The organism is Brevundimonas sp., assembly GCF_965278935.1.
In the GTDB taxonomy this organism is placed as follows: domain Bacteria; phylum Pseudomonadota; class Alphaproteobacteria; order Caulobacterales; family Caulobacteraceae; genus Brevundimonas.
The window spans coordinates 919072-944214 of record NZ_OZ257124.1 but is presented as its reverse complement, the minus strand read 5'-3'; the positions used below and the strand labels follow the sequence as shown (position 1 = coordinate 944214).

Annotated in this window: 30 protein-coding genes; 14 read left to right on the top strand and 16 right to left on the bottom strand. The window is 68.4% G+C overall.

Going from position 1 to position 25143, the window contains the following annotated elements; genetic code table 11:
* Window positions 1-20 precede the first annotated feature (20 nt).
* The 6 genes from ACQY68_RS04790 to map all read right to left on the bottom strand — a co-directional run bounded on the left by ACQY68_RS04790 (window position 21) and on the right by map (window position 3879).
* Window positions 21-929: an oxidoreductase gene (locus ACQY68_RS04790; RefSeq protein WP_428151916.1), complete on the bottom strand. Its 909-nt coding sequence runs from the start codon at window positions 927-929 to the stop codon at window positions 21-23.
* A 6-nt stretch (window positions 930-935) separates the two neighbouring features.
* The gene (locus ACQY68_RS04785) at window positions 936-1178 is read right to left on the bottom strand and encodes a BolA/IbaG family iron-sulfur metabolism protein (protein WP_428151915.1); all 243 of its coding nucleotides are present in this window, start codon (window positions 1176-1178) and stop codon (window positions 936-938) included.
* Window positions 1179-1232: 54 nt separating this feature from the next.
* Window positions 1233-1757 (bottom strand): GNAT family N-acetyltransferase, encoded by a 525-nt coding sequence (locus ACQY68_RS04780; protein ID WP_428151914.1) that lies wholly within the window; start codon window positions 1755-1757, stop codon window positions 1233-1235.
* A 54-nt stretch (window positions 1758-1811) separates the two neighbouring features.
* On the bottom strand, window positions 1812-2546 hold the full coding sequence (radC, locus tag ACQY68_RS04775) for a RadC family protein (protein WP_428151913.1): 735 nt from the start codon (window positions 2544-2546) through the stop codon (window positions 1812-1814).
* 181 nt (window positions 2547-2727) lie between these two features.
* The gene (locus ACQY68_RS04770) at window positions 2728-2970 is read right to left on the bottom strand and encodes a hypothetical protein (protein ID WP_428151912.1); all 243 of its coding nucleotides are present in this window, start codon (window positions 2968-2970) and stop codon (window positions 2728-2730) included.
* 93 nt (window positions 2971-3063) lie between these two features.
* Complete coding sequence (gene map / locus ACQY68_RS04765; RefSeq protein ID WP_428151911.1) at window positions 3064-3879, bottom strand: type I methionyl aminopeptidase; 816 nt, start codon at window positions 3877-3879, stop codon at window positions 3064-3066.
* A gap of 134 nt (window positions 3880-4013) precedes the next feature.
* Between map and ACQY68_RS04760 the strand changes: the two genes are divergently transcribed.
* The gene (locus ACQY68_RS04760; RefSeq protein WP_428151910.1) at window positions 4014-4769 is read left to right on the top strand and encodes a competence/damage-inducible protein A; all 756 of its coding nucleotides are present in this window, start codon (window positions 4014-4016) and stop codon (window positions 4767-4769) included.
* A gap of 50 nt (window positions 4770-4819) precedes the next feature.
* Here ACQY68_RS04760 and ACQY68_RS04755 read toward each other — a convergent pair whose 3' ends face one another.
* Window positions 4820-6361, bottom strand: coding sequence for a DEAD/DEAH box helicase (locus ACQY68_RS04755; protein ID WP_428151909.1), 1542 nt, complete (start codon window positions 6359-6361; stop codon window positions 4820-4822).
* A 320-nt stretch (window positions 6362-6681) separates the two neighbouring features.
* The gene (locus ACQY68_RS04750) at window positions 6682-7230 is read right to left on the bottom strand and encodes a glutathione S-transferase family protein (RefSeq protein ID WP_428151908.1); all 549 of its coding nucleotides are present in this window, start codon (window positions 7228-7230) and stop codon (window positions 6682-6684) included.
* Between the two features lie 261 nt (window positions 7231-7491).
* Here ACQY68_RS04750 and ACQY68_RS04745 point away from each other — a divergent pair, with 261 nt between their 5' ends.
* Genes ACQY68_RS04745 through ACQY68_RS04730 form a run of 4 tightly spaced genes read left to right on the top strand, consistent with a single transcriptional unit; the run spans window position 7492 to window position 11309 of the window.
* Window positions 7492-8046 carry a 3D domain-containing protein gene (locus tag ACQY68_RS04745; protein ID WP_428151907.1) on the top strand — a complete coding sequence of 185 codons (555 nt, stop codon included), beginning with the start codon at window positions 7492-7494 and terminating at the stop codon, window positions 8044-8046.
* Window positions 8047-8072: 26 nt separating this feature from the next.
* The gene (locus tag ACQY68_RS04740) at window positions 8073-9224 is read left to right on the top strand and encodes a helix-turn-helix domain-containing protein (RefSeq protein WP_428151906.1); all 1152 of its coding nucleotides are present in this window, start codon (window positions 8073-8075) and stop codon (window positions 9222-9224) included.
* A gap of 40 nt (window positions 9225-9264) precedes the next feature.
* Entirely contained in the window at window positions 9265-10734 is a 1470-nt protein-coding gene (locus tag ACQY68_RS04735; protein ID WP_428151905.1) for a S41 family peptidase, read from the top strand.
* A gap of 14 nt (window positions 10735-10748) precedes the next feature.
* Entirely contained in the window at window positions 10749-11309 is a 561-nt protein-coding gene (locus ACQY68_RS04730) for a hypothetical protein (RefSeq protein WP_428151904.1), read from the top strand.
* Here the strand turns inward: ACQY68_RS04730 and ACQY68_RS04725 are convergent.
* Genes ACQY68_RS04725 through ACQY68_RS04715 form a run of 3 tightly spaced genes read right to left on the bottom strand, consistent with a single transcriptional unit; the run spans window position 11306 to window position 13706 of the window.
* Entirely contained in the window at window positions 11306-11626 is a 321-nt protein-coding gene (locus ACQY68_RS04725) for an Mpo1-like protein (RefSeq protein WP_428151903.1), read from the bottom strand. The two genes, ACQY68_RS04730 and ACQY68_RS04725, sit on opposite strands and share 4 nt — an antisense overlap.
* A gap of 51 nt (window positions 11627-11677) precedes the next feature.
* Window positions 11678-12487: an undecaprenyl-diphosphate phosphatase gene (locus tag ACQY68_RS04720; RefSeq protein ID WP_428151902.1), complete on the bottom strand. Its 810-nt coding sequence runs from the start codon at window positions 12485-12487 to the stop codon at window positions 11678-11680.
* A 25-nt stretch (window positions 12488-12512) separates the two neighbouring features.
* Window positions 12513-13706 (bottom strand): citrate/2-methylcitrate synthase, encoded by a 1194-nt coding sequence (locus ACQY68_RS04715; RefSeq protein ID WP_428151901.1) that lies wholly within the window; start codon window positions 13704-13706, stop codon window positions 12513-12515.
* A 131-nt stretch (window positions 13707-13837) separates the two neighbouring features.
* Between ACQY68_RS04715 and ACQY68_RS04710 the strand changes: the two genes are divergently transcribed.
* From ACQY68_RS04710 to queG, 3 genes are read left to right on the top strand one after another with little or no spacing between them, the layout of a single operon-like run.
* Window positions 13838-14806 (top strand): cation diffusion facilitator family transporter, encoded by a 969-nt coding sequence (locus ACQY68_RS04710; RefSeq protein WP_428151900.1) that lies wholly within the window; start codon window positions 13838-13840, stop codon window positions 14804-14806.
* 36 nt (window positions 14807-14842) lie between these two features.
* On the top strand, window positions 14843-15514 hold the full coding sequence (locus ACQY68_RS04705; protein ID WP_428151899.1) for a glutathione S-transferase family protein: 672 nt from the start codon (window positions 14843-14845) through the stop codon (window positions 15512-15514).
* A gap of 29 nt (window positions 15515-15543) precedes the next feature.
* Window positions 15544-16695: a tRNA epoxyqueuosine(34) reductase QueG gene (gene queG / locus ACQY68_RS04700; protein WP_428151898.1), complete on the top strand. Its 1152-nt coding sequence runs from the start codon at window positions 15544-15546 to the stop codon at window positions 16693-16695.
* Window positions 16696-16811: 116 nt separating this feature from the next.
* On the opposite strand, the gene ACQY68_RS04695 is transcribed toward queG, so the two are convergent.
* Both ACQY68_RS04695 and ACQY68_RS04690 read right to left on the bottom strand, forming a co-directional pair.
* Window positions 16812-17348 (bottom strand): FKBP-type peptidyl-prolyl cis-trans isomerase, encoded by a 537-nt coding sequence (locus ACQY68_RS04695; protein ID WP_428151897.1) that lies wholly within the window; start codon window positions 17346-17348, stop codon window positions 16812-16814.
* A complete protein-coding gene (locus tag ACQY68_RS04690; protein WP_428151896.1) occupies window positions 17329-18531 on the bottom strand; it encodes a threonine ammonia-lyase in 1203 nt (400 codons plus the stop codon). The genes ACQY68_RS04695 and ACQY68_RS04690 overlap by 20 nt, the downstream gene beginning before the upstream one ends.
* Window positions 18532-18702: 171 nt before the next feature.
* On the opposite strand from ACQY68_RS04690, the gene ACQY68_RS04685 reads away from it, so the two are divergent.
* The 3 genes from ACQY68_RS04685 (at window position 18703) to ACQY68_RS04675 (ending at window position 20101) form a co-directional block, all read left to right on the top strand.
* Window positions 18703-19218, top strand: coding sequence for a hypothetical protein (locus ACQY68_RS04685; protein ID WP_428151895.1), 516 nt, complete (start codon window positions 18703-18705; stop codon window positions 19216-19218).
* A 54-nt stretch (window positions 19219-19272) separates the two neighbouring features.
* Window positions 19273-19803 carry a BA14K family protein gene (locus ACQY68_RS04680; protein WP_428151894.1) on the top strand — a complete coding sequence of 177 codons (531 nt, stop codon included), beginning with the start codon at window positions 19273-19275 and terminating at the stop codon, window positions 19801-19803.
* A gap of 103 nt (window positions 19804-19906) precedes the next feature.
* Complete coding sequence (locus tag ACQY68_RS04675) at window positions 19907-20101, top strand: hypothetical protein (protein WP_428151893.1); 195 nt, start codon at window positions 19907-19909, stop codon at window positions 20099-20101.
* Between the two features lie 184 nt (window positions 20102-20285).
* Here the strand turns inward: ACQY68_RS04675 and ACQY68_RS04670 are convergent, their stop codons facing one another.
* The 3 genes from ACQY68_RS04670 to rplU form a co-directional block, all read right to left on the bottom strand.
* Window positions 20286-20819 carry a GNAT family N-acetyltransferase gene (locus ACQY68_RS04670; protein ID WP_428151892.1) on the bottom strand — a complete coding sequence of 178 codons (534 nt, stop codon included), beginning with the start codon at window positions 20817-20819 and terminating at the stop codon, window positions 20286-20288.
* A gap of 165 nt (window positions 20820-20984) precedes the next feature.
* The gene (gene rpmA / locus ACQY68_RS04665; RefSeq protein ID WP_298160619.1) at window positions 20985-21269 is read right to left on the bottom strand and encodes a 50S ribosomal protein L27; all 285 of its coding nucleotides are present in this window, start codon (window positions 21267-21269) and stop codon (window positions 20985-20987) included.
* A 57-nt stretch (window positions 21270-21326) separates the two neighbouring features.
* On the bottom strand, window positions 21327-21887 hold the full coding sequence (gene rplU, locus ACQY68_RS04660; RefSeq protein ID WP_428151891.1) for a 50S ribosomal protein L21: 561 nt from the start codon (window positions 21885-21887) through the stop codon (window positions 21327-21329).
* Window positions 21888-22090: 203 nt separating this feature from the next.
* Between rplU and ACQY68_RS04655 the strand changes: the two genes are divergently transcribed.
* Genes ACQY68_RS04655 through ACQY68_RS04645 form a run of 3 tightly spaced genes read left to right on the top strand, consistent with a single transcriptional unit; the run spans window position 22091 to window position 25079 of the window.
* Window positions 22091-23413, top strand: a complete 1323-nt coding sequence (locus tag ACQY68_RS04655) for a class I SAM-dependent methyltransferase (RefSeq protein WP_428151890.1) — start codon at window positions 22091-22093, stop codon at window positions 23411-23413.
* Between the two features lie 43 nt (window positions 23414-23456).
* Complete coding sequence (locus tag ACQY68_RS04650) at window positions 23457-24116, top strand: hypothetical protein (RefSeq protein WP_428151889.1); 660 nt, start codon at window positions 23457-23459, stop codon at window positions 24114-24116.
* A gap of 9 nt (window positions 24117-24125) precedes the next feature.
* Entirely contained in the window at window positions 24126-25079 is a 954-nt protein-coding gene (locus tag ACQY68_RS04645; protein ID WP_428151888.1) for a cation diffusion facilitator family transporter, read from the top strand.
* The last annotated feature ends 64 nt before the right edge of the window (window positions 25080-25143 follow it).

Genomic DNA, 25143 nt, shown 5'->3' with positions numbered 1-25143 from the left:
CCCCCTCAAGCCTGCGTGTGCTAGGCGGCGACCCGGGCCATCTCGATCTGGGCGGCGAGGCCCGGCGGCATGTCGCGCTCGGGCACGCTGGAGAGGGCGTTCAGCCGCTCTGCGTCGCGCGCGGTGATCAGGACGCTGGAGATCGCCGGATCGGTCATGGCGTGGGCCAGGCAGATTTCCTCGGCCGTCCAGTAGGGCGTGCGATGCAGGAAGGCGAAGGTGCCGGCATGGGCCAGCGGCGCGTTCTTCACCCTGGGCCCGCCGCCGAAGCCGAACAGGCCCTTCTTCGGCTGATGCACGGTCGCGGCCTTCTTCTCGGTGTCGAGTTCGGCGGGGAAATAGCCATAGGCGAGGATGGCCATGTCTTGTTCGCGCGCGGCGCGGAGGCGGGAGCGGATCCTCCAGTCGACATTGACGTGGAACGGCGTGCCAAGCACGTCGAACGCGCCGGTCGAGACATAGGCGTCCATGACCGCGCCTTCGCCCGAGACGCCGAGATAGCGGACACGTTCGGTGGCGCGCAGGGCTTTCAGGGCGTTCAGCGAGGATTGTGGCAGTTCGTCCTCGCCGGGTTCCTGTAACAGGGCGACATCGATCCAGCCCAGGCCGGAGATATGCAGGCAGCGGTCGATGGCGCCGGTCATGCCCTCGGCCGAAAAGTCGCGCTGGGAGCCGCGGCGTCCGTCGCCGGCGCCGAGCTCGAGGCTGACGTTCAGCAGTTTGCGATCAACGTTGGACAAGGCCTGGCCGACCACCTCCGCAAGCACCGGGTCGGCCGTCTCCAGCCGGTAGGAGTTGATGCCCGCCTCCAGCGCCGAAAAGATCAGGTCGTTGGCCGCCGCGGCGCCGCGCGACAGCGCCTCGACGCCCAGATTGAGCGTCAGGGTCGAGATGGCGGCGCCGGAGACGCCGAAGGGGCGATAGCGCATGGCGGATCAGCCTGTTGTGGAAGGGGCGGAGGTTTCGAGAGCGAGGGCGTGCAGTTCGCCGCCCATGTGACCCTTCAGGGCGGCATAGACGAGCTGGTGCTGTTTCACGCGCGGCAGGCCGACGAAGGCGGTCGAGACGATGCGCGCCTTGTAGTGGTCGCCATCCCCCGCGAGATCGTCGATCGCGATCTCGGCGTCGGGAAACGCCTCGGTCAGATAGGCGTGCAGGGTTTCGATGGGCATCGGCATGAAGTGCAGAATGGCCCGGTAATCCTTAATGCTGCGCTACGGATCGAAAGACAGTCAGGCCGTGGCGCCGACCGGGCGTTCGAACAGGATGACCGGCTTGGTCTTGTAGGTCGTGCGCGCGTACTCCCGAAAGCCGGTTCGCGCCGCGAGCAGCAGAGAGGGCGCATTGCCCGGATCGATCATGCAGACCGTCCGGGGTGCCTTGAGCTCCGTATCGCACCACCCGAGTGCGGCCTCCAGGGCTTCGATCGCCATCCCCGTTCCGTGGAAGCGCGGCGCGATCCCCCAGCCCATTTCGGGGGCGTCGAAGGCAGGCTCCAGAACGCGTTTGAAGTCCAGGGCGCCCACGCTGCCGACATAGTCTCCGGTCTCGGCGAGCCTGACCGTCCAGTTGCCGTAACCGCGCACCGACCACTGGCCGATGTCGCGCAGCAACCGCATCCAGACCTCTTCCGAACTCCGACCGCCCGGAGCGATGAACCGGGTGAAGGCCTCGTCGCTCCAGAGCGCGACGAGGTCGTCGTAATCGTCCGGTGACGTGGGCGTCAGGGTCAGGCGGGCAGTGGTCAGACGGCTCATCGCTGCATCCTAGCCTCAAACGAAGCCATCGCGCCAAGCCGGTTCGCCGCCGACCTACATCAGCCCCAGTTGCTTGAAACTGGTCACGCCCTCACGGCCGACGATCAGATGGTCGTGGACCTCGAGGCCGAGGGACCGGGCGGCCTGGACAATCTGTTGGGTCATGTCGATGTCGGCGCGGCTCGGCGTGGGGTCGCCCGACGGATGATTGTGGACCAGGATCATGGCGGCGGCTGATACCTCAAGACCCCGCCGCACGACCTCGCGCGGATAGACCGGTGCGTGATCGACCGTGCCCCGGTTCTGGATTTCGTCGAGGATCAGCTGGTTCTTCTTGTCGAGGTACAGGACCCGAAACTGTTCGCGTGGCTCGTGCTGCAGGGCGACGCGGACATAGGCGAGCAGCGCCGTCCACGATGAGATGACGGGGCGTTTGACGGCGGGCTCCTTTGCCACGCGCCGGGCCACCTCGTGCAAAGCGGCGAGGTCCAGAGCCGTTTCCACGCCGACCCCCTTCGTGCGTCCCCTTGTGTCTTCCGTTCGCACGGTCATCAGGTCCTCGACCGAGGCCGCGAGGACGGCGGCAAACGAGCCGAACCGCGACAGCAGGGCCTTGGCGATCGGTTTGACGTCGCCCTGCGGCTGACTGCGGAACAGAAACAGCTCGAGCAGTTCGTAATCGGGCAGGTGATGCAGGCCGGCGGCCCGCGCGCGTTCGCGCAGCCGCTCGCGGTGGCCAGCATGGTGGGGCGCGACCCTGGGTCCAGCGCCTTCGTCTTGCTCGTTCACCCGCCCCCCCTCATCCCGGCGAAGCGGGACCAGCTCTTGAGTGGACGGTATTCCGTCGGTGAAACGGATCAAGCACCGGCGCGAATGAAAGCGCCGGCTTCCCACGGTTAGGGACCCGGGCCTCGTGCAAACGAGGCCCGGGTCCCGACGGCCGGAATCCAATTCAGTTGAGGCGGTTCGCCTATCGGCAGGCTTCGCGCATGCGTTGGCGTGCTTCGTTCAGACGCCGCGCCTCTGCCTGGGGCACGTTGCAGGCGCGTGGCAGGGTCCGACTGCATTGCTGCGCGGCTTGATAGGCGGCTTGCGCGCGCTCGTAATCCTGAGTCGCGCGTTCGCATGGGTCGTAAGATACGGCGACGGTCGGGGCGGCCCCCAGCAGGGGCGAGACGGCCATGGCGGCGGCGAGGGCGAGGACTTTGATCATGATCGGTTCCTTCCTGTTGCCTCTTGAGAATGCGGACTCAGAAACGAAGGTTCCCCGATCCGGGGGCGCAGGTGGCCAGGACAGGCGCCGAAATCAGGGCTTGAACAGTCCGGCCGGGCTGGCGGTGAAGATCTCGACACCGTCCTCGGTCACGCCGACCGAGTGCTCGCACTGGGCCGACAGGGACTTGTCGCGCGTCACGGCGGTCCAGCCGTCGGACAGGACCTTCACGTGCGGCTTGCCCAGATTCACCATCGGCTCGATCGTGAAGAACATGCCGGGCTTCAGCACCGCGCCCTCTCCCTTGCGGCCATAGTGCAGAACGTTGGGGCTGTCGTGGAACAGACGGCCGATGCCGTGGCCGCAGAAGTCGCGCACGACGCTCATGCGGTTCGCCTCGACGTGGCGCTGGATGACGAAGCCAATGTCGCCGAACGTGTTGCCGGGCTTCACCTGCTCGAGGCCCAGAGCCAGGGATTCATAGGTGACGTCGATCAGCTTCTTCACGCGGGGCGCCACATTGCCGACCGCATACATGCGGCTGGAATCGCCGTGCCAGCCATCGACGATGACGGTGTGGTCGATGTTGACGATGTCGCCGTCCTTCAGCACCCGGTCGCCCGGGATGCCGTGGCACACCACGTGATTGATCGAGGTGCAGACGGTCTTCATGTAGCCCTTGTAGCCGAGGCAGGCCGGCAGGCCGCCGCGATCCAGGGTGAACTGTCGGATGCGGTCGTCGATCTCCTGGGTCGTCACCCCGGGCACGACGAACGGGGTGATCATGTCGAGCGCCTCGGCGACCAGACGGCCGGCGACCCGCATGCCCTCGAAATCCTCGGGCTGATAAAGGCGGATGGCGCTGGTCCGTGTCCAGGTCTCGGCGTCCAGCTCAGGCGTTTCGTACATTCGGTGGTCTCGGGGTCGCGCCGGGCAGCGCCTTCGGGGGTCAGATGGGCAATCTAGCACGGTTCCTCAAGGCTTTTCAGCGGCAGCGGCCGCCAGGCCCTTGTGGGTCGGCCGCGGCGGCGTAGGTGTGGCGCATGACCCACGCATCACCGACCGCCGCCGTCCTGATCATCGGCGATGAAATCCTGTCCGGCCGGACCGCCGACACCAATCTGAACACCATCGCGCGCTTCCTCGGCGCGCTGGGCATCGACCTGATGGAAGCGCGGACGGTCGGCGATCGACCGGGCCAGATCGTCGAGGCGCTGAACGCGCTGAGGGCCGGGCGCGACTATGTCTTCACCACCGGCGGGATCGGCCCGACGCACGACGACATCACGGCCGACTGCGTGGCCGAGGCCTTCGGTGTCGGGATCGACGAGCGGGCGGACGCGCTGGCGATCCTGGAGCGCCGCTATGGCGACGAGCTCAACGAGGCGCGACGGCGAATGGCGAGGATCCCGGACGGCGGCGTCCTGATCGCAAATCCAGTGACCGATGCGCCGGGGTTCCAGATCGGCAACGTCTTCGTCATGGCGGGGGTGCCGAAGATCATGACCGCGATGCTGGAGGACGTGGCGCCCAGACTGCGCACCGGGGCGGTGGTCCATGCGCGGACGCTGAGAGTCATCGGCGTCGGCGAAGGCGTGATCGCGGCGCCTCTGGCCGAAGCCGCGAAGGCGGACCGGGACCTGTCGTTAGGCAGCTACCCGTTCGGCGCCGGATCGGATGGCGAAGTCGGCACGAACTTGGTGGTGCGTGGTCGTGACCCGGCGAAGGTCGATGCGGCGATCGCGGCCCTGGCCCGGGTGCTGGCCGCAGCGGGCGTCGTGACCGCGCTCCAGACGTGAAAACGGCGGACCTCTCGCGAGACCCGCCGTCATCAGTTCATTTCAGAGCCTCAGCCCTTGGCCGCGTAGCCCTTGCCGCCGTTCGACGGGCGACGGCCGCGCGGGCGACGGCGGATTTCACCGTCGGGCTTGGCCTCCGCCTGCGGGCGGTTGGCGATCGCGGCCGAACGGGCGCGGTCGGCCGCCAGCGGATCGAACGGCTGGGTCGAGGCCAGAGGACGGTCTCCAGAAGAATGGCCGCCACGGTCGGAGTGGTTGGTGCGCTCGCCCTGGCCGCCACGGGGGCCGCCCTTGCCGCGAACGCGATGCGGCTGGCCGCCATGCTCCTTCTTCACGCCGTCGCGACGCGGGTTGCGCGGACCGCGCTGCTGCTGGCGATCGCCACGCCCGTCGTCGGGCATCGAAGCCTTGGAGCCGACGCCGGCGGCCATGATCGACTGGTCCAGCAGACCCAGCGACTTGTCGTTGCGACGGTCGGTGGCCGGGATCTTCTGGCGGGTGACCTTCTCGATGTCCTTCAGCAGCTTCATCTCGTCACCGGCGACGAAGCTGATGGCCGAGCCGTCGGCGCCCGCGCGGGCCGTCCGGCCGATGCGGTGCACATAGGCTTCCGGCACGAAGGGCAGTTCGAAGTTCACGACGTGCGAAACGCCGTCCACGTCGATGCCGCGCGCGGCAATGTCGGTGGCGACCAGGACGCGCAGCTTGCCGGCCTTGAAGGCGGCGAGCGTCCGCTCACGCTGGGGCTGTGACTTGTTGCCATGGATCGCGCCGGCCTGGACGCCGCCGGCTTCCAGATAGGCCGCGACCTTGTCGGCGCCGTGCTTGGTCTTGGTGAAGACCAGGCAGCGGGTGAAGTTGTCGTCGGCGAACATCTCGGTCAGCAGGGCGCGCTTGCGGCCCTGTTCGACGTGGATGACCGACTGGTTGATGCGTTCGACCGTGGTCGACTGCGGCGTGACCTGGACCTTGACGGGCTCTTTCAAAAGCTCGCCGGCCAGCTTGCCGATTTCCGACGGCATGGTGGCCGAGAAGAACAGGTTCTGGCGCTTGGCCGGGATGCGCGACACGATCTGGCGGATCGGCTTGACGAAGCCCAGGTCCAGCATCTGGTCCGCCTCGTCGAGGACGAAGATCTCGGTCGAGGACAGGTCCAGGGTCTTCTGCTGCATGTGGTCGAGCAGGCGGCCGGGGGTGGCGACCAGGACGTCGAGGCCGGCCTGGATGGCGCGTTCCTGGGGTCCGTATTTCACGCCGCCGAAGACGACGGCGACCTTGAAGCCGAGGTGGCGACCGTAGGCCTTGAAGCTGTCGGCGATCTGGCTGGCCAGCTCGCGCGTTGGCGACAGGATCAGGCAGCGCGTGGTGCGCGGCAGCGGCGCGACGCGGTTCTCGGCCAGACGATGCAGGATCGGCAGGGCGAAGGCCGCGGTCTTGCCGGTGCCGGTCTGGGCGATGCCCAGCAGGTCCTTGCCGAGCATGACCGAAGGTATGGCCTGGGCCTGGATCGGCGTCGGGATGGTGTAGCCCTCGGTGGTGAGGGCCTGCAGCAAGGCCTTGTTCAGGCCGAAGGATTCGAAGGTGATGCTCATGGAGCTGTGTTCTTTCGCGTATGCGGCGACGCGCATCAGCCATGGCTCAACGCCGATAAGGCCGCGCACCGCCAGTCCCGACGGGGCCTCTGGATGAGACCTTCGGGGTGGATCGGGCGCCGCCCCGCGTGTCCGGGCAGCGAATGAATCTTGAGGGTCCGGCGGCTGCTACAGTCAGGTCTTCGCTTGGGAGGAAGACCCACACGCGCTGGAGACGCCGGGGATCGCAATTGTGCGACGCAGCGCAAATGGGCGCTGAGTGCGGCGAAGTCAAGGCGGAGGTCGGGGAGACGGTTTCCTTCTCCCTGACCGCAAATGGATCATTTGATGCCGAACGCCGCCTCGGCTCGCGAAATCCAGTCCCGGATAGACGGATAGACAGACAGGTCGAACCCGCCTTCGTCCGCGACCCGCGTATAGGCGACCAGGGCCAGATCGGCGAGCGTCGCCCCCTCCCCGCCGGCCAGCCAGCCGCCCCCGACCAGCCCCGCCTCCATCCGCGCCAAGGCGACGTTCCCCCGCTCGATCAGACGCGGCTCGACCTCCTCCGCCGTCTTGCCTGCATAGACGCGCTGGAACCGCGCCACGGCGACATAGGGTTCGTGGCTGTATTGCTCCCAGAACAGCCACTCCAGCATCTTCGCCCTCTCCCATGCGTCGCCGGGAATCCACGCCGTGCCTTCGCCCAGATGCAGGAGGATCGCGTTCGACTGGGCCAGGGCGCGGCCGTCCTCCAGCACCAGGGTCGGGACCTGACCGAACGGATTCAACAGGAGAAATTCCGGCGTCCGGCTTCCGCCCGACATGATATCAACCTCGACCCATTGATAATCACGCCCGAGCACGTCGAGCATCCACTTGACCTTCAAGCAGTTCCCCGACCGAATATCTCCATGAACAGTAAGCATCGCACCCCAGCAAAGGATTTCTGATCCGCCTATACTGCTATCGCGATTTCATACGTTGCCCAACCCCGGTTCCGCTTATCTCAGGCAACGGTTGACTGATCCATCCACACATGGGGACGAACGGTCGCAGCGGGGCCGCTGGACACATTCTCGACACAGATGCGAACGACAAGCCCGCCGCCGGTACAGTTCTGGGGACCGGTGTCACTATGAGTTCGATCTGTGTTTGACACCCTCGCGGCGTTCGCCATGCTTTGGGCTGCAGCCTTCTCGGCTGGAGATCCGGTACCCTACGAGACGGCTGTCGCGGCCGATCCTGTGGTGGCCGTGAGCCCTGATAACGCGAACGACAGCGAGGCGGTTGCACCCGAACTCACCCCCGAGCAGGCCGAACTGATGGCCGAGGATCCCGACTGGAACGCGCGCGCCAGCCTCTATCACGCAGGCGGTGGCGGAGCGACGGGCAACGATTCGCTCGGCTGCCGTCCGATCGCGATGCGTACGATCGCCACCGACCCGCGCGTCATCCCACGCCGGACCAGGGTCTTCATCCGCGAGACGGTCGGCATGCGGATGGCCGACGGCACGATCCATGACGGCTACTGGTACGCCTCGGATACCGGCGGCGCGATCCGCGGCCAGCGCGTCGATCTCTACACCGGTAACGGCCGTGGCTCGATGCAGCCGGTGCTGCGCTTCAACCAGCGCAATCTGACCATCACCAACGCCGGCCGCTTCGACGGCTGCCCCCCGGCCTGGAACACCGCCTCGCGCTAACGCCCGTCGAGGACTAGGCTGGCCCCGTGGACGGGGCTCAACTTCATTTCGGATGGCGCGTCGCGCTGCTGGCCCTGTGCAGCGTCCAGCTTCTGGCGCTCGCCGTCGCCGTCAGCCGACAGGATGCGAACCGGACGGCGAACCGCATACTGGCCGCCGTTCTTGTCGTTCTGAGCGGGGTGCTCACCCCCTATTCGATCGGTTTCGCGGGCGCCTATGACGCGTGGCGAGGACTGACGTTCGCGCCTTTCGCCATTCCCCTGGCCCTCCCGCCCCTGCTGTTCGGCTACACCCACGCCCTCGTGCGCGGCAGGCTGCCGGAGCGGTTCGGCCTGCACCTCGTCCCGCCCGGGCTGCAACTGGCCTATGCGCTCGTCTGTTTCGCCCTCCCGCTCGATCTCAAATGGGACTGGTACACCGGCGGCCACGACCGGTTCGTCAGCCCGCTGTTCGACATCGCCTTGCTGGTCTCGCTGGGCCTCTATGCGGCGGCCTCCCTGCGTCGGCTCCGCGACTACCGCCGCGATCTGGCCGAGGCCCGAAGCGACGACGACCGGTTCGCGGCCGCCTGGCTCAGCCGGGTCATCGTCGCCCTGGTCGCCGTGCTGGCCATCTACGCCGCCTTCACCGTCTGGGACTGGATCAGCGGCGGCATCGATTATTTTCAGGAGACCGGCCTCTACCTCGGCCTCGCCGGGATCGGCCTCTACCTCGGCGTCGAGGGCTGGCGACACGCCGCGCTTCGCTTCCCCGTTCCGGCGGCTCCGTCGGCCCTCGATCCCGCGACCGGACCCGACTGGCAGGCGGTGGCGGCCGATTTCGACGCCCGTGTGCGCGAGGCCGGCTGGGCGCGCGAGCCTGAGCTCGGCCTGCCCGTCCTCGCCCGCCGTCTGGCCACCAACACTGGCCGCCTGTCCCGCGCGATCAACCAGGGACTGGGCATGAACTTCTCGGCCTGGATCAATGGCCTGCGCGCCGAAGCCGTCGCCGCCGCCCTCGATGCGGGATCGCAGGACGACCTTCTGACGCTCGCCTTCGATGCCGGGTTCAGTTCCAAGGCCAGCTTCAATCGCGCCTTCCACGCCCGCTACGGCGTCGCGCCCTCCCGCTACCGCCGCCGCGTCTCAGATCATGAGTTTCCCGCGCCAGACGCGGAACTGAGGCGCGCACCGGGGTGAGCTGGCGCAGGGTGGCGTCGAAACCCGGAGCCGCCCGTCCATGAAGTCCCTGTCCCGTCGTCGCCTGCTGCAGATCACCGGCGGCCTCGCCCTGGCCTCCGCCGCGCCCGCCCGCGCCGGTGTCGCGATCGGCGAGGACTGGTCGTCCGACGTCGGCATTCTTCGACGCGCGTGGGAGACCCTGCATCCCGGTCTCTACCGCTATGCCACCCCGGCCGAGGTCACCGGGCGCCTCGATCGGCTCGCGACGGAATGGGCTGCGCCGGGATCGTTCCGCGACCGGTTCGCGGCCCTGACCCGCGTGACCGCCTCGATCCGTTGCGGCCACACATTTCCCAGCCCCTACAACGCCAGCGACGCCGTGGTGGCCCGGATGTATCCGGACCGGTCTCTGGTCCCCTTCCGCTTCGTCTGGATCAATGGGCGGATGGTCGTGACGCGCGACGATTCCGCCGGGGCGCTGTTCCCGCGCGGCAGCCAGATCACGGCCATCGACGGTGTCCCCACATCGGACATCCTCGCGCGCCTGATGCCGCTCGCCCGCGCCGACGGGGCCAGTGACGCCAAGCGGGTCAGCCTGATGGAGGTGCGCGGCGACGACGGATACGAGACCTTCGACATCCACCTGCCGCTGATCCTGCCGATCCGGGACATCGCCGCCTTCACCTTGTCCGACGGGCCCACCGTCCGCGCCGACCTCCTGACCCTGGCCGAGCGCAAGGCCGGGGCGCCGGACGCGGGCCAGCCCGACGGCGACGGCAACCCGTGGACCCTCGAACGGGGCGCCGACGGCATCGCCCGCCTGACCATGCCCGGCTGGGCGCTCTACAATTCCGACTTCGACTGGGAGGCCTGGCTGGGCCGGGTCATGGACGACCTGACCGGCGACGGCGCGCGCGGCCTGATCGTCGACCTGCGCGGCAATGAAGGCGGAGAGGACTGCGGCAATGTCATCCTCAGCCGGCTGATCGACCGCGACCTGCCCCTGTCCCGCAGCCAGCGCTTCGTGCGCTATCGCCGCGCGCCCGACAATCTCCGCCCCCACCTCGACACCTGGGACCGATCGTTCCTCGACTGGGGCGACCAGGCGGTCGGACCCGACGAACGCGGCTTCTATCGCCTGACCCGGTACGACGACGGCGCGGAGACGACGCTGATCCAGCCTCAGGGCCCTCGGTTCGCAGGTCCGGTCGTGGTGCTGTGCGACGCCTCAAATTCCTCGGCGACCTTCCAGTTCGCCCAGGCGGTCAAGGACGCCGGCCTGGCGACCCTGCTGGGCACGACCACCGGCGGCAACCGTCGTGGCATCAACGGCGGCGCCTTCTTCTTCCTGCGATTGCCCGCCTCGGGGATCGAGATCGATCTGCCGCTGATCGCCGGCTTCCCCGATACGCCTCAGCCGGATGCCGCCATCGAGCCGGATGTGTTCGTGCCGACCACCGCCGCCGACATCGCCGCCGGTCGGGATCCGCAGATGGCGGCCGCGACCGCCCGCATTCTCAACGCCTGATCCGGAGACCCGCCATGACCCTTCGCCTGTTGCTGACCGCGCTCATCGTAGGTTTGATCCTGCCCGTCGTCGCCCGCGCGCAGGACGCGCCGTCCGCGACCGAACTGCGCCTCGGCCTGGCCGGACGCTGGACCGGCGCCCTGGGCTATCGCGACTACCAGACCGACGAACTTCAGGAGCTTCCGGTCGCGACGACGATCACGACGCCCGGCGACGGCGCGACCCTCATCCGCCAGAGCCTGTTCGACGACGGGCCCTCAAAACCGGTCTGGATCACCACGATCAGTCTGGACGATCCCGCCGCCGGAACCTCGACCTCGACCAGCTTCCGGGCCGGCGGGATGCCCGAACTCTCGACCGAAACGGTCCGTGTCAGCGCCTTCGCCGACCCGACCCACTGGACACTGATCTATGTCGAAACCGGCGAGGACGACGACGCCCCCGCCGACATCCGCGTCACCGAGACGCGCGACGGCGACGCCCTGCTGTCAATCAAGGAGGTGCGCCCGGTCGGCGCCTCCGACGACGCCTGGCGGCTCCGCAACCAGACCCGGCTGACCCGCCTGAGCGATTAAAACCGGCGCTTGCCGCTGACGGTCTCGAAGAACATCCGCCAGTCGCCCATCAGGCTCCACAGCGGGTATTTGAAGGTGGCGGGCCGGTTCTTCTCGAAGAAGAAATGCCCGACCCAGGCGAAGCCGTAGCCGATCAGCGGCATGGCTGCGAACCACCAGGCGTTCACGAACAGACCCAGCAGCGCCGCCACGATCACCAGTCCCGATCCGACGATATGGATTCGCCGGCAGACCTGATTGGAATGCTCGTGGATGTAATACGGATAGAAGGCTTCGAACGAGGCGAAGCGTTCGCCGTCAGCGGGCTGGGTGCTCATGGTCTCAGCTTGCGCCCGAGAAACAGCGACTGACAAGCCTCAGGCCCGCGGTCAGGCGATGACGCCCGAATACAGCAGCCCCAGACCGATCACCCCGACCGCGATCCGCCACCAGGCGAAGGGAGTGAAGCCGTGCTTCGTCACGAAGTCGAGCATGGTCCGCACCACGAACAGGCCGCTGATGAAGGACACCACGAACCCGATGGCGATCAGGGTCACCGTGTCCCCGACCAGCAGCTCCCGGCTCTCCCAGAAATCGAGGGCGAAGGCGCCGACCATCGTCGGAATCGCCAAGAAGAAGGAAAACTCCGCCGCCGCCCGCTTGTCGACGCCGAGCAACAGCCCGCCGACTATGGTGGCGCCCGATCGCGACACGCCGGGGATGATCGACAGGCACTGGAACAGGCCCACGCCCAGCGCCGTCTTCAGCGAGAAGCGCATGGCGTCATGCTCCTTCGGCTGCGGCGCCCAGCGCTCGAGCGCGATCAGGGCGAAACCCCCGACGATCAGGCTGACGCAGACGATGGTCGGGTTGAACAGCACGGCCTTGATGAAGTCGTGGGCCAGCAGGCCGACGAGGGCCGACGGGAAGAAGGCCAGCAGGACCGAACAGGCGAAGCGCCGCGCCGACGGATCCTTCGAGGGCAGACCGATCAGCACCTTCCACAGACGGGCGAAATACAGGGCCACCACGGCCAGGATGGCGCCCAGCTGGATCATGACGATGAAGGTGTCCCACGGCTCGTTGGGCAGGCCCAGCAGGCTCTTGGTCAGCAGCAGATGCCCCGTGGACGAGACCGGAATGAACTCCGTCAGTCCCTCGACCAACCCCAGGATGATCGCCGCGATCCAGTCCGCCATGGTGTTCCCCGATGAGTCGCCCGGGTCACTCGCCCTGCGGTCTTGGCCCCACATAGCGCAGGCGCGCCCGGATAGGCGAGCCGTCGATGATCTGATCCAGCGCATGGGCCATCAGTCCCGTCAGCCGGCCGATCAGCAGCACGTCCGAGGCCCCGTCGCGCGGCAGGTCCAGACGCCGCGCCATGATCGCCAGGGCCCCGGCGAACCCGGTCCTCTGGCCGCTCGACGCCTCGGCTTCGCGGATCACCGCCGTCAGGTCGGCGGGCAGGTCCGCCAGCGCCAGCAGCGCCTCGACGCGCGGATCCCCGTGCGGGAAGCTTTCGCTGCCGAAGCCGGGAATGCCTCCCTCGTCGGCCATCCGCCGCCGGGCAGCGCCCGCCGGATCGCGACGCGCCTCTACGACATAGGCGATGGCCCTGGTCAGGGTCCGCGCCCTCGGCGACCCCGCCGCCGTGGTCAGTCCCGCGAAGGCCGCCCCCGCCGGGGACGCTCCGCCCGAGGCCGCCGCCCGCGTCGCCAGCACCGCCGGGTCCAGATCGAGATCCGCCGCCAGCACCAGGGCGCGTCTCAGATGCACACTGTCGCGCTCCAGCATCTTCCAGCCGCGCGCCAGTCTCTGATGGAAGAACAGCCGCGGGCCCGGTCCGGCCACGGCATCGACGACCTCGTTCATCGCCACGGCCGCGTCGACCTTCAGCGCCTCGGACGAACGGCCGATCGAGGACGGCTCCTCCTCTGCCCGTCGGGCCAAGGCCGCGAACAACCGGGCACGATGCGAAGCGCCTCCGGCGCTATCGACGCGCACGCCGAGCCCCGCGAACGGGTTCGTCTCCTCCGCGCCCCACAGCAGCCGGGCGGTTTCCTCGAGCGTCGCGTTCTGGGCCCATTGCGCCACGTCGCAGCCGCGATAGTAGAGCCGCCCGTCCGAGATCAGGCTGACTTTCGACTGGATCAGGCTTTCGCCCTTCACCGCCGGCGGCTCGAACGGCACGACCACGCCGGACGCCTCGCCCGAGCTCGCGCCCTTCAACCGGGCCACGTCGGCGGCGGCGTACAGGCTGCGACGGGGATCTGCGGGGTCGGGCCGGGCCGTGATCCGCCCGCGGCTGACATAGGCGTAGAGCGTCTGGGTCTTGACCCCCAGCAGCGACAGGACCTCGGCGCGCGGAATCCATCGATCCGCCGTCTGCCCTTCCCGCTCGCCAACGCCTGACGTCATCGCTGCAAGTCCCCGTCCCGTCAGGGTTAATCCGCGCGCACCATGGGGCGCTTTCATGACCGCAAGCCTAACGACGGTTCCTGACGCGTCCTTCCTTGGCAACTCACGGGCGATCAGCGAAAAGGGCGTCGATGACCTCCCCCGTCACGACGCCGCCCGAACCGTCCGCCCCCGAAGGCTCGAAGCCCGGTCCGTGGGGCTCGGCCCCCACCCTTTCGACGCGTCAGATCACAGGCCTGTCGGTCACGGTCGCGGTCCTGCTGATCGCGATGAAGGCCTTCGCCCTCGGCGCCTCGGGGTCGGTGTCGATCCTGGCGTCGCTGGCCGATTCCTCGCTCGATCTGATCGCCTCCCTGACCACCTTCTACGCCGTGCGCTGGGCCGCCGCCCCCGCCGACGCCGATCACCGGTTCGGCCACGGCAAGGGCGAGGCCATGGCCGCCCTGGTCCAGGCCGGTCTCGTCTTCGCCTCGGCCGTCTTCATCGGCTGGGAGGCGCTGCAACGGATGTTCGACCCCCGTCCGGTCGTCGGCGGGTCCTGGGCCGTCGGCGTCGTGGTCGTCTCCATCCTCCTGACCGGTCTGCTGGTCTGGCTCCAGACCCGGTCGCTGAAGGCCTCGGGCTCCATGGCCGTCTCCGCCGACCGCGCCCACTATGCCGCCGACCTGGCGTCGAGCGTCGTGGTCCTGATCGGCGTGGCCTCCGGCGCCTGGCTGGCCGCCCCCGGCCTCGACGCCGCCGCCGGTCTGGTCGTCGCCGTCTGGCTGTTCTGGGGCGCGTTCGGCGTGCTCAAGGGCGCCGGCGACCAGTTGCTCGACAGGGAGGCGTCCGACGCCGACCGGATCGCCCTGACCAACGCCGTCCTGTCCGACCCGCGCGTCGGCGGCGTGCACCAGCTGCGCACCCGCATGTCCGGCAATCGCCTGATCGCCCAGATGCACGTCGACCTCGACCGCACCCTGTCGTTCGAAGCTGCCCACGACATCGTCGTCGCCGCCGAGGACCGGGTGAAGGCCGCCTTCCCGGACGCCGACGTCCTGATCCACGCCGATCCGCGCGGACCCGCGACCCCGTCCGTCCCCATTTCGCCTTCAACGTAAACGAGCCTTTAACGGCCGCGGGTGCAGGACAGGCCGATGTCGGCGAACGTCCTGTTCCATTTCCCCTTCGATCCAGGCAGCCGCGCCGCGCGTCTGGCCCTGGGCGAAGCGCGCATCGAATGGACCGAGGTGCTGGTGCGCCCGTGGGAGGCCGACTGCCCCGTCGGCGACCTGAACCCGTCCGGCATGCCGCCCGTGCTCCAGGTCGAGGGCCTGACCCTGTGCGAGGCCGGCGCCATCCTCGGCTGGATCGAGGACGCCCAGAAGACGCCGCTCCTGATGCCCGCCGACGCCGCCGAACGCGCCGAGACGCGCCGCCTGACCGCCTGGTTCGACCGCCGCTTCACCGACGAGGTCAACGCCGTCCTGCTGCACGAGCGGATGGAGAAGCCGCTCCTCCGCCTCGGCCCGCCCGAGGCCCGCATGCTGCGCGAGGGCCGCGAGGCGCTGAAACACCACCTCGCCATCTTCGACGCCCTTCTGGCTCGCCGCGACTGGTTCGCCGGCCGCCGCCTGTCCCAGGCCGACATCGTCGCCGCCGCCCACCTGTCGACGCTCGACTATTTCGGCGAGGTCGCCTGGGCCAACTGGCCGGCGCTCAAAACCTGGTACATGAAGATCAAGTCCCGCCCCTGCTTCCGCCCCCTGCTGGCGGACCGGTTCCAGGGCCTGGCCCCGGCGCCGCATTACGCGGACCTGGACTTCTAAAGCCACGCGGGACGTGACACAGGCGGGCCATGTCCGACCTCCGCGACATCCTCCGCGCCAGGGCCGCCGAACTCGGGTTCGACGTCTGCCGGTTCGCGTCGGCGTCCGAGCCCTGGTCCGCCGGAGAGCGCCTCCAGCATTTCGTCGAGGCCGGTCGTCACGGCGAGATGGGCTGGATGGAGACCACCCTCGAACGCCGCGCCCACCCGACCGCCATGTGGGACGGCGCCCGCACGGCTGTCGTGCTCGGCATGAACTACGGCCCCGAGACCGATCCCCTGCCCGAGATGGCCGACCGCAGCGCCGGCTACATCTCGGTCTACGCGCGGGGCGACGACTATCACGAGGTCATCAAGGGCCGTCTGAAGACCCTGGCCGGCCAGCTCGCCTCCCGCCTGAACGCCGAGGTCAAGGTCTTCGTCGACACCGCCCCTCTGATGGAAAAGCCGCTGGCCCAGCGCGCCGGCGTGGGCTGGCAGGGCAAGCACACCAACCTCCTCAGCCGCGACCACGGCAACTGGCTGTTCCTCGGCGTCATCCTGACCGCCGCCGAGATCCCGCCGGATCCCGCCGAGACCGAACACTGCGGCTCCTGCACCGCCTGCCTCGACGCCTGTCCGACGAACGCCTTCCCCGCGCCGTTCCAGCTCGATGCCCGCCGCTGCCTGTCCTACCTGACCATCGAACACGCCGGGCCGTGGCCGGTGGAGTTCCGGACCCTGACCGGGTCGCGCATCTACGGCTGCGACGACTGTCTGGCCGTCTGTCCGTGGAACAAGTTCGCCGTCGCCTCGCGAGAGACCCGTCTGTCCGCCCGCGAGATCTCCGTCAGCCCCCGCCTCGCCGATCTCGCCGCGCTCGACGACCCCACCTTCCGCATCCTGTTCTCGAAAAGCCCGATCAAGCGCATCGGCCGCGACCGGTTCGTGCGGAACGTCCTCTATGCGGTGGGGAACAGCGGGGATCCGGCGTTGGTCGAGAGCGCGGAGCGGCTGCTGGACGACGGCTCGCCGCTGGTGCGCGGCGCGGCGGTGTGGGCGCTGTCGCGACTGATGGAGGGGGAGGTGTTCGCGGGGGTGCGCGATGGGAGACTTTCTGGCGAGGAGGACGAAAGCGTTCGTGCTGAATGGTCCCTTCTCCCCTTGCGGGAGAAGGTGGCCGAGCGAAGCGAGGGCGGATGAGGGGTATGTTTCCATCCCTCCAGTCTGACCGTTGAGGGCTCGTCTGGTGACGCATACCCCTCATCCGTCAGCCTCCGGCTGCCACCTTCTCCCGCAGGGGGAGAAGGGAATTCAGACTACCCCGTCGCCAGTCCCACGCCCCGTCCGCCGCCCGGCACCGGGGCCACGTCCAGCAGCTTGATCCGGAACACCAGCACCGAGTTCGGCGGGATGTCCGCGCCCTGGCCGCGCTCGCCATAACCCAGCGCCGGCGGCACATAGAGCATCCACTCGTCGCCGACCTTCATCCGCTGCAGGGCCTCGGTCCAGCCGGGCACGACCTGTTCGGCCGTCGTCACATAGGGCTGCCCACGGGAGAAGGAGCTGTCGAACACCGACCCGTCGGTCAGGGCGCCTTCATAGTCGACGCGCACCAGATCGTTGCGGTCCGGCGTCGCGGCGCCCGACGGCCCCGACTGCACCACCTTGTACTGCAGCCCGCTCGGCAGGGTCTGGACCCCATCCGCCTTGGCGTTCGATTCCATGAAGAAGGCCGCCGCCCGCGCATTGGCTTCAAGGTCCGGCCCTGCTGCCGCATCGCGGTTGCATCCGGCCAGCGCCAGGACCGACACCGCTGCGACGACGCCCGCCGCCCTAGCCCATCCGAAGCGCATAACCCTTGTCCTTCAAAGCCTGTCCGATCGCATCGGAATGGGCGCTATCGCGCGTTTCGACCATGATGTCGAACTCGGCGCCCTTGGCCGGGACGTCCAGCGCCAGCCGGTTGTGGACGACGTCGATGATGTTGCCGCCGAGGCCCCCGATCACCGCCGCCATGGCCGACAGCATGCCCGGCCGGTCGTCGCCGAGGATGCGATAGACGATCAGCCGCTTCTCGCGGACCATCTCGCGGTTCAGCACCACGGCCAGCATGCGCGCGTCGATGTTTCCGCCGCACAGGACCAGCCCGACCTTCATCCCCCTGAACTTGTCCGGATAGCGCAACAGGGCCGCCAGCCCGCCGGCGCCGGCGCCCTCGGCCACCGTCTTTTCCAGGGTCGCGAACAGGGCGACGGCCTTCTCGAAATCCTCCTCGTCGACGACCAGCACGTCCTCGACCAGCGGATCGGCAAGGGCGAACGGGATGTCGCCGACGGCCTTGATGGCGATGCCCTCGGCGATCGTGGCCCCGCCGCACTTGGGGGTCTCGCCCTTCCGACGCGCGCTGAACGACGGATACATCGCCGCCTCGACGCCGAAGATGCGGATGTCGGGCTTCATGGCCCTGGCCGCGATCGAGCAGCCGGCGATCAGCCCGCCTCCCCCGATGGGGATGATCAGGGCATCGAGGTCCGGCGCGTCTTCGAGGAATTCGATGGCGCAGACCCCCTGCCCCGTCACGATCCCCTCGTCGTCGAAGGCGGAGATGAAGACGAACCCGTCCTCGTCCCTCAGACGATGGGCCTCCTCGGTCGATCCGGTGAAGTCGGCGCCCTTGATGACCACGGTCGCGCCATGGCTCCGGGTGCCGTCGATCTTGGTGAAGGGCGTGCCCTCCGGCATGACGATGGTCACAGGCACGCCGAGCCGCCCTCCGTGGTAGGCCAGGGCCTGGGCATGGTTGCCGGCCGAGGCCGCGACCACGCCGCGCTTCATTTCGTCCGGCGTCAGCGACAGCAGCCGGTTCAGGGCGCCGCGCTCCTTGAAGCTTCCGGTGAAATGCAGGTTGTCGTACTTCACCCAGACCTCGGCCCCGGTCAGCTGCGAGAGCCGGCGCGAATGCCGCACGGGCGTGCGATCGACCTGACCGGCGATGCGGCCCTGCGCCGCCTGGATGTCTGCGAATACGACTGTCATGGGGTCCCTGTAGACCAGTTCGGCGGCGGCTCCGGAATGGCCTGTCGCTCTGTTATCCCGGACTTGTGGCGCCCGCCGTCAGGTCCCGCAACCTTGACCTTACGCCTGCGTTAGGCGTCATGTGGCCTCGCCCTCCGGGGCGATTCCGCGTGCCTGTCCGAAAGAACTCCGATGTCGATGCGCCTCGCTTCCGCCCTCGCCGCCACCGCAGCGATCACGGCCGTCCTGACCGCCTGCGCGCCCGTTCCCGGGCCGGGCGGTTATATGCCGGCGCCCCCCGCCGCCTTCAGCGCCGCCGACTTCGGCTGGTCCGCCCGCACGGGCACGGCAGGCATCGACGGCCGCGTCGCCTATGGTCGCGACGGCCAGAGCTTCGCCTGCACCGGCTCGGTCGCCCTGACGCCCGACACCCCCTACACCCGCGCCCGGTTCCAGACCCTGTACGGTTCGACCGACCAGGCTGCGGTCCCCGAGGCCGTGATCCGCGCCCGCACCGTGGCCGACCCGAACGCCGACTACCGCTCCTACGTGCGCTCCGCGACTTGCCAGAACGGACGCTTCCGCTTCGACGGCCTGCCCGATGGCGGCTGGTTCCTGATCACCCCGGTCAGCGCCGGCGGCGACCGAATCGTCCTGATGCGCCACGTCGTCACCCGCGCGGGCACGACGGCCAACGTCACACTGTAAAGGCGTACCCATATCCACCGGCGGGCCGATCCCGCATCAGCCGAGGCGTTGACCATGAAAGCCGCAGCTCTAGCCGCCGCCCTCCTGACCGCCTCGGTCGCCCTTCCGGCTGCGGCCCAGAGTTGGGACTATCCCGATCAGGCGCGGTCGTATTCGAGCTACGGCCGCTACGGCAACGACTACAACGGCCAGCAGGATCGTCCGGGCGACTACCGCTGCGACGCCTACTGGGACCGCGCCCGGGACGATTGCGACGCCCGCTGGCGTGACCAGCGCCCGGTCCGTTCCTACAGCTCCTACGGTTCAGGCCATCGCTACGGCCGTTATGGCCGGGAGTCTGACGGGGGCGGCTATGCCTATCAGCCCTACAATCAGGGGACCCAGTACTACGGAGCCTACGGTCGTCCGGATCAGGTCTATCCCGGCTCGGGCTACGGCGGTCAGGTGGGCGCCTGGTACGGAGGCGGCTACGCGAATGGCCGCGACCCGGGCAGGGCGTCGTACTGCGCCTCCCGCTTCAGATCCTACGACCCAAACAGCGGCTATTACCGCGCCTGGTCGGGCCGGCTGGTTTTCTGCGGATAACGTCGATCATCCGATCACGGATTCGCGCCTGAACGCCGTTCGCCATCTTTCAGACGCACCCTGACCGCCTTCCTCGAACCCAACCAGTTCGGGGAGCGTCTCCATGTCCCAGCATAATATCATCGGTTCCGAAGCCTTCGACCGGTCGCCGTTCGTCATCATCCGTTCGGTCCGCACCGGCGGCATGCGTCGTCGTCAGACCCGCACGGCCTTCGCCTTCGTCGCCGGAGCCTGCGCCGCCGTCATCGGCGGCGTCGTCGCCGCCGTCCTCGCGTTCGGGCCCAGCCTGGCGGGCTAAAGCCCTCTCCCCCTGCGGGAGAGGGAGAGCGCGCACGACGGCGCAGCCGTCGTCCTGGCGCGGTAGGGTGAGGGGTGAAACACGGTCTGACCGCTGAGCCTGGCCCGACCACTAGGACCGCTGACGCACACCCCTCATCCGTCAGCCTCCGGCTGCCACCTTCTCCCTCAAAGGGAGAAGGAAACTAGGCCAGCCACACCATCATCCGCGTATCGATGTCCGCCTTCCGCGCCCGGCTGAACGCCCGGCGCGTCTCGCCCGTGTACAGGAAGCCCGCCTTCTCCAGCACGCGCCCCGACGCCGGGTTGTCGGCGAAATGCCCGGCCACCAGCGCGCGACGCTTCCAGCGCTTGGAAGCCCAGACCAGGGCGCCTTCCAGCGCCTCGGTCGCCAGACCCCGGCCCCAGAACTCCCGTCCGATCCAGTAGCCGGTCTCCGGCACCCGATCCTCGTCCTCGAACAGGCCCAGGACGCCGACGGGTCCGTGATCCTCGTGCTCGATCAGGAAGGTCATGGCCTTGGCCGGGTTCTGGGCCGCGACCGCGATGACGAAGTCCTCCGCGTCGCCCTGTCCGAAGGGGTGCGGCATCCGCTTGGTCATGCGGGCGATGTCGGGGTCATTGGCCAGGCGCGCGATTGCAGGCACGTCCTGCGGCGCGGGCGCGCGCAGGACGAGACGCCGGGTCTCGACGACAGGGGAGGTTTCGATGACGCACATGTTTCCAGCCTCGGTATGCGGTCCGCCTCCTTGGAGGGCTCGGGCGGACTTCGAGGCGGGGAAACGCAAACGGGGAGCCTGGTGATCCAGACTCCCCGCGGAAAATTTCCCTGGTCCGGATCGGCTGCTTTTCAGAAGCAACGCGATCCGAAATCCGGCAGCGCGTTACTCGGCGGCGAGGGCCATCTGGTCGTCATTCGCCGGAATGATCGACACGTAACAACGGCCGTTGGCTTTCTTGGTGAATTTCACGGCGCCGTGCTCGGTGGCGAACAGGGTGTGGTCGCGGCCCAGGCCAACGTTGTCGCCCGGGTGGAAGGTGGTGCCGCGTTGGCGCACGAGGATGTTGCCGGCCAGAACGTTCTCGCCGCCGAACTTCTTCACGCCGAGGCGCTTGGAGTGAGAGTCGCGACCGTTACGCGACGAACCACCGGATTTCTTGTGAGCCATCTGAACTCTCTCTTCGTTGCGTCAGCGGCCGTAGGACCGTCTGGCGCGCGTCTTGTTTTAGGCTTCGTCGGTCGAAGCGGCGGTTTCGGTCTTGGCGGTGGCCTTCTTGGCCGGAGCCTTCTTCGGAGCCGAGGCTTCCACCACGCCGGCTTCGACCTTGGCCGAAGACTTGGAGCCTTGGGCGACGACCGTCTCGGTCGAACCCAGGTCCGACGTCGCATCGCGCTTGGCCAGGCCACGGGCGCGCAGGTTGATCTCGGCCTTGGTCGTCAGGTCGATCTTGCCGTCCCACTTGGAGACTTCGCCAGCGCCGTCGATGCCGGTGATGCGCAGGACCGATTCCATCTGGCGGTGGCCGTTCGTACGGCGGTAGCCCTGACGACGGGTCTTCTTGAAGATCTTGATCTTCTCGCCCTTGCGGGTCTCGATCAGGGTCGCGCCGACGAAGGCGCCGGCGATCAGGGGAGCGCCCAGGGTCACGCCCTTGTCGCCGCCCAGCATCAGGACGCTGTCGAACTTCAGTTCCTGGCCGGCATCGCCATCGAGCTTCTCGACGACGATCGTGTCGCCCGGTTGAACCCGGTACTGCTTGCCGCCGGTCTTGATCACCGCGTACATGTTGGAGCCTCAGCGTAACGCAAAAAAGGATGCGCCCGCCGGGTAGACCCCGCGGGCGAAGAGCGGCGACATATACGGACCGGCCCCTCGGAGTCAACGCGAAAGGCGCCGAAAACGCCCGGTGACGCTCATTTCGACGGCTGATCTAGCCCCGTTCTCACCCGCCGTGCAAAGACGAAGCCGCGTTACGAGGGACCCATGCCATGACCCAGACTGTCGACCGCCGGGTCACCGCCGCCCGCCGCATCGCGTCCCACATCGCCGCGCATCTGGGGGCAGACCTGTCGCTCCAGCTCTGGACGGGCGAGGTCATTCCCCTGGGCCCGGACGCCCGCGACGACATCCGCATCGTGCTCGCCGATCCGTCCGCCGTCCGTCATCTGGTGCTGAAGCCCGGCCTGATGACCCTGTTCGAGCTCTACGCCACCGGCGACGTGCGCATCGAGGGCGGCTCGCCGCTCGAGGCCGCCGACCGCTGGGACCACGGCCGCGCCGTCCACCTGCCGCGCCGGGTCAATAAGGGCCTGATCGCGCGCGAACTGATTCCCTTCCTTCTGGCCGGCTCCAGAAGCACCGTCGGCGACGCCGCCTACGACCCCACGGGCGAGGCCGGCCAGCGGCAGGACAAGTCCGCCCGCAAGGACAAGGACTTCATCTCCTTCCACTATGATGTCGGCAACGACTTCTACGGCCTCTTCCTCGATCCTGAGATGGTCTACTCCAGCGCATACTACGCCGACCCCGACCAGTCGCTGGAGGACGCCCAGACCCGCAAGCTGGACTTCATCTGTCGCAAGCTCCGCCTCAAGCCCGGCCAGAAGCTGCTCGACGTCGGCTGCGGCTGGGGCGGTCTGAGCTGCTGGGCCGCGCAACACTATGGAGTCACCGTCCACGGCGTGACCCTGTCCGAGGAACAGCTCGCTTTCGCCAATGAGAAGATCGCCCGCCTCGGCCTGCAGGACCGGATCACCCTCGAGCTCAAGGACTACCGCGACCTCGAAATGACCGAACAGTTCGACGCCGTCTCCCAGGTCGAGATGTTCGAACACGTCGGCTTCGCCAACCACGACCGCCATTTCCTCGAGATGCGTCGCCTGCTGAAGCCCGGCGGCCTCTATTTCCACCAGGCCTCGGTCCGCCGCGGCGGTCGCGACGCCAACAACATCGCACCCCAGACCAACGCCACCCGCACCATCGGCCGTTTCATCTTCCCGGGCGGAGAGCTGGACACTATCGGCATGACGGTCACCAACCTAGGCCGCCTCGGCTTCGAGGTTCTGGACGTCGAGGACCTGCGCGAGCATTTCCAGGCCACCACCGCCGAATGGTCCCGCCGCCTGATGGCCCGCCGCGACGAGGCCGTCGCCATGGTCGGCGAGGAACGCACCCGTCTGTGGCTGATCTTCTTCGCCATGTGCGCCAAGGGCTTCGAGCGCGGCTCGATCCTCGTCTACCAGACGGTCGCCCAGCGCCGCCGGGCGGGCCCGAGCGGCCTGCCGCTCGACCGGGGCAGTCTTTATCGCTGACGACGGCTGGACCGTTATAAAGTAACACGCTATAGCGAGGTCAATGTCGCCCCCCGATCTCGAACAGCCGGTCCTTTGGTCCCTTCTGGGGGGCGGGTTCGCGGCGGCCTTCCTGCACGCGGCCCTGCCGACTCACTGGCTGCCGTTCGTCCTGGTCGGACGCGCCCAGCGCTGGAGCCTGCCGAAGAACCTTCTGGCGGTCACCGCCGCGGGTCTCGCCCACATCGCCTCGACCGCCGTCGTCGGCTCGCTGATCGTCGCGGCGGGCATCGCGCTCGATGAGATCGTCGCCGGCCTGCTGCCACACCTGTCGGCCGTCCTGCTGTTTGGCTTCGGCGCCTTTTATCTGGTCAAGTCCGCCATCCGGCGCCCGGTGATGGCCGGCGGCCCCGCCCTCGATCTCGCCGAGCCCACGGTCGGCCACGCCGCCGCCTTCTGGGGCCTCGTCGCCGTCATGGCGCTCTCGCCCGGCGAGGTGCTGTTGCCCATCTATATGTCCTCGGCCCAGGAAGGCGTCGGCGCCCTCGCCCTGCTGACCCTGGCCTTCGCCCTGGGCACCATCCTTGGGATGGCCACCTTCACGACCCTGGCCCGCGCTGGCGCCTCGGTGCTCAAGCTTGAGCGCTGGGCCCGCTACGAGGGCGCCATCCTCGGTGTCGCCCTGATCGCGATCGGCCTTCTCGTCGTGCTCCACCAGCACTAGGGTCCCGCCATGGGCCACTCTCACGCCGACCACGACCATGACCACCACGGTCACGACCATTCGCATGGCCACTCCCACGCGGGTCACGGCCACGCCCACGGCCCAGTGGACACCGGCGACTGGCGCTACCTCGTCGGCCTGATCGTCAACCTCGCCTTCGTCGCCTGCGAGTTCGGCGCCGGCCTCTACAGCGGTTCGACCGCCCTGCTCGCCGACGCCGGTCACAACCTGTCCGACGTCCTGGGCCTGGCCATGGCCGGCGGCGCGGCCGTCCTCGCCCGTCGCGCGGCGGGCAAACAGCTGACCTATGGCTTCGGCAAGGCGACCATCCTCGCCGCCCTCGCCAACGCCCTCCTGCTGATCTTCGCCTGCGGAGCCATCGCCTTCGAGGCCGTCCAGCGCCTCACCGATCCGGCCCCGGTCCAGTCCGCCGTCATCATGATCGTCGCCGGCATCGGCTTCGTCATCAACCTGGGCACCGCCCTGCTGTTCATGCGCGACCAGCACTCCGACCTGAACGCACGCGGCGCCTATCTGCACATGATGGCCGACGCCGGAGTCTCCATCGGCGTCGTCATCTCGGGCGCCGTGATCATGTTCACCGGCTGGTCGATCCTCGATCCGCTGGTCTCCATCGTCATCGTCGCCGTGATCCTGCTGGGCACATGGGGCCTGCTGAAGGATTCCGTCGGTCTCGCCATGGACGCCGCCCCCGGCTCGGTCGATGTCGCCGCCGTGCGCGAGGCGCTCTCCGCCCTCCCCGGCGTCTCGGCCGTCCACGACCTGCACGTCTGGAACATGTCGACCACGTCGACAGCCCTGACCGCCCACCTCGTCCACGACCGCGGCGACCCCCGCGCCCTCCTGATGGAGGCCCAGGCTCTCGCGAAGACGAAGTTCGCCATCGCCCACACGACGCTCCAGCTCGAGACGGACGTCATGCCCGATTGCCCGGATTGCTAAGGTCCCAACCCTCTCCCGATGGGAGAGGGCTTGAGCGTCCAGGAGCGCAGCGATTGGAAACGCG

Bases quoted from the DNA above. Each gene is read 5' to 3' on its own strand.
- ACQY68_RS04790 (WP_428151916.1), bottom strand. From the start codon at position 929: ATGCGCTATCGCCCCTTCGGCGTCTCCGGCGCCGCCATCTCGACCCTG.
- ACQY68_RS04785 (WP_428151915.1), bottom strand. From the start codon at position 1,178: ATGCCGATGCCCATCGAAACCCTGCACGCCTATCTGACCGAGGCGTTT.
- ACQY68_RS04780 (WP_428151914.1), bottom strand. From the start codon at position 1,757: ATGAGCCGTCTGACCACTGCCCGCCTGACCCTGACGCCCACGTCACCG.
- ACQY68_RS04770 (WP_428151912.1), bottom strand. From the start codon at position 2,970: ATGATCAAAGTCCTCGCCCTCGCCGCCGCCATGGCCGTCTCGCCCCTG.
- map (WP_428151911.1), bottom strand. From the start codon at position 3,879: ATGTACGAAACGCCTGAGCTGGACGCCGAGACCTGGACACGGACCAGC.
- ACQY68_RS04760 (WP_428151910.1), top strand. From the start codon at position 4,014: ATGACCCACGCATCACCGACCGCCGCCGTCCTGATCATCGGCGATGAA.
- ACQY68_RS04755 (WP_428151909.1), bottom strand. From the start codon at position 6,361: ATGAGCATCACCTTCGAATCCTTCGGCCTGAACAAGGCCTTGCTGCAG.
- ACQY68_RS04735 (WP_428151905.1), top strand. From the start codon at position 9,265: ATGAAGTCCCTGTCCCGTCGTCGCCTGCTGCAGATCACCGGCGGCCTC.
- ACQY68_RS04730 (WP_428151904.1), top strand. From the start codon at position 10,749: ATGACCCTTCGCCTGTTGCTGACCGCGCTCATCGTAGGTTTGATCCTG.
- ACQY68_RS04725 (WP_428151903.1), bottom strand. From the start codon at position 11,626: ATGAGCACCCAGCCCGCTGACGGCGAACGCTTCGCCTCGTTCGAAGCC.
- ACQY68_RS04720 (WP_428151902.1), bottom strand. From the start codon at position 12,487: ATGGCGGACTGGATCGCGGCGATCATCCTGGGGTTGGTCGAGGGACTG.
- ACQY68_RS04715 (WP_428151901.1), bottom strand. From the start codon at position 13,706: ATGACGTCAGGCGTTGGCGAGCGGGAAGGGCAGACGGCGGATCGATGG.
- ACQY68_RS04710 (WP_428151900.1), top strand. From the start codon at position 13,838: ATGACCTCCCCCGTCACGACGCCGCCCGAACCGTCCGCCCCCGAAGGC.
- ACQY68_RS04705 (WP_428151899.1), top strand. From the start codon at position 14,843: ATGTCGGCGAACGTCCTGTTCCATTTCCCCTTCGATCCAGGCAGCCGC.
- queG (WP_428151898.1), top strand. From the start codon at position 15,544: ATGTCCGACCTCCGCGACATCCTCCGCGCCAGGGCCGCCGAACTCGGG.
- ACQY68_RS04695 (WP_428151897.1), bottom strand. From the start codon at position 17,348: ATGCGCTTCGGATGGGCTAGGGCGGCGGGCGTCGTCGCAGCGGTGTCG.
- ACQY68_RS04690 (WP_428151896.1), bottom strand. From the start codon at position 18,531: ATGACAGTCGTATTCGCAGACATCCAGGCGGCGCAGGGCCGCATCGCC.
- ACQY68_RS04685 (WP_428151895.1), top strand. From the start codon at position 18,703: ATGTCGATGCGCCTCGCTTCCGCCCTCGCCGCCACCGCAGCGATCACG.
- ACQY68_RS04680 (WP_428151894.1), top strand. From the start codon at position 19,273: ATGAAAGCCGCAGCTCTAGCCGCCGCCCTCCTGACCGCCTCGGTCGCC.
- ACQY68_RS04675 (WP_428151893.1), top strand. From the start codon at position 19,907: ATGTCCCAGCATAATATCATCGGTTCCGAAGCCTTCGACCGGTCGCCG.
- ACQY68_RS04670 (WP_428151892.1), bottom strand. From the start codon at position 20,819: ATGTGCGTCATCGAAACCTCCCCTGTCGTCGAGACCCGGCGTCTCGTC.
- rpmA (WP_298160619.1), bottom strand. From the start codon at position 21,269: ATGGCTCACAAGAAATCCGGTGGTTCGTCGCGTAACGGTCGCGACTCT.
- rplU (WP_428151891.1), bottom strand. From the start codon at position 21,887: ATGTACGCGGTGATCAAGACCGGCGGCAAGCAGTACCGGGTTCAACCG.
- ACQY68_RS04655 (WP_428151890.1), top strand. From the start codon at position 22,091: ATGACCCAGACTGTCGACCGCCGGGTCACCGCCGCCCGCCGCATCGCG.
- ACQY68_RS04650 (WP_428151889.1), top strand. From the start codon at position 23,457: ATGTCGCCCCCCGATCTCGAACAGCCGGTCCTTTGGTCCCTTCTGGGG.
- ACQY68_RS04645 (WP_428151888.1), top strand. From the start codon at position 24,126: ATGGGCCACTCTCACGCCGACCACGACCATGACCACCACGGTCACGAC.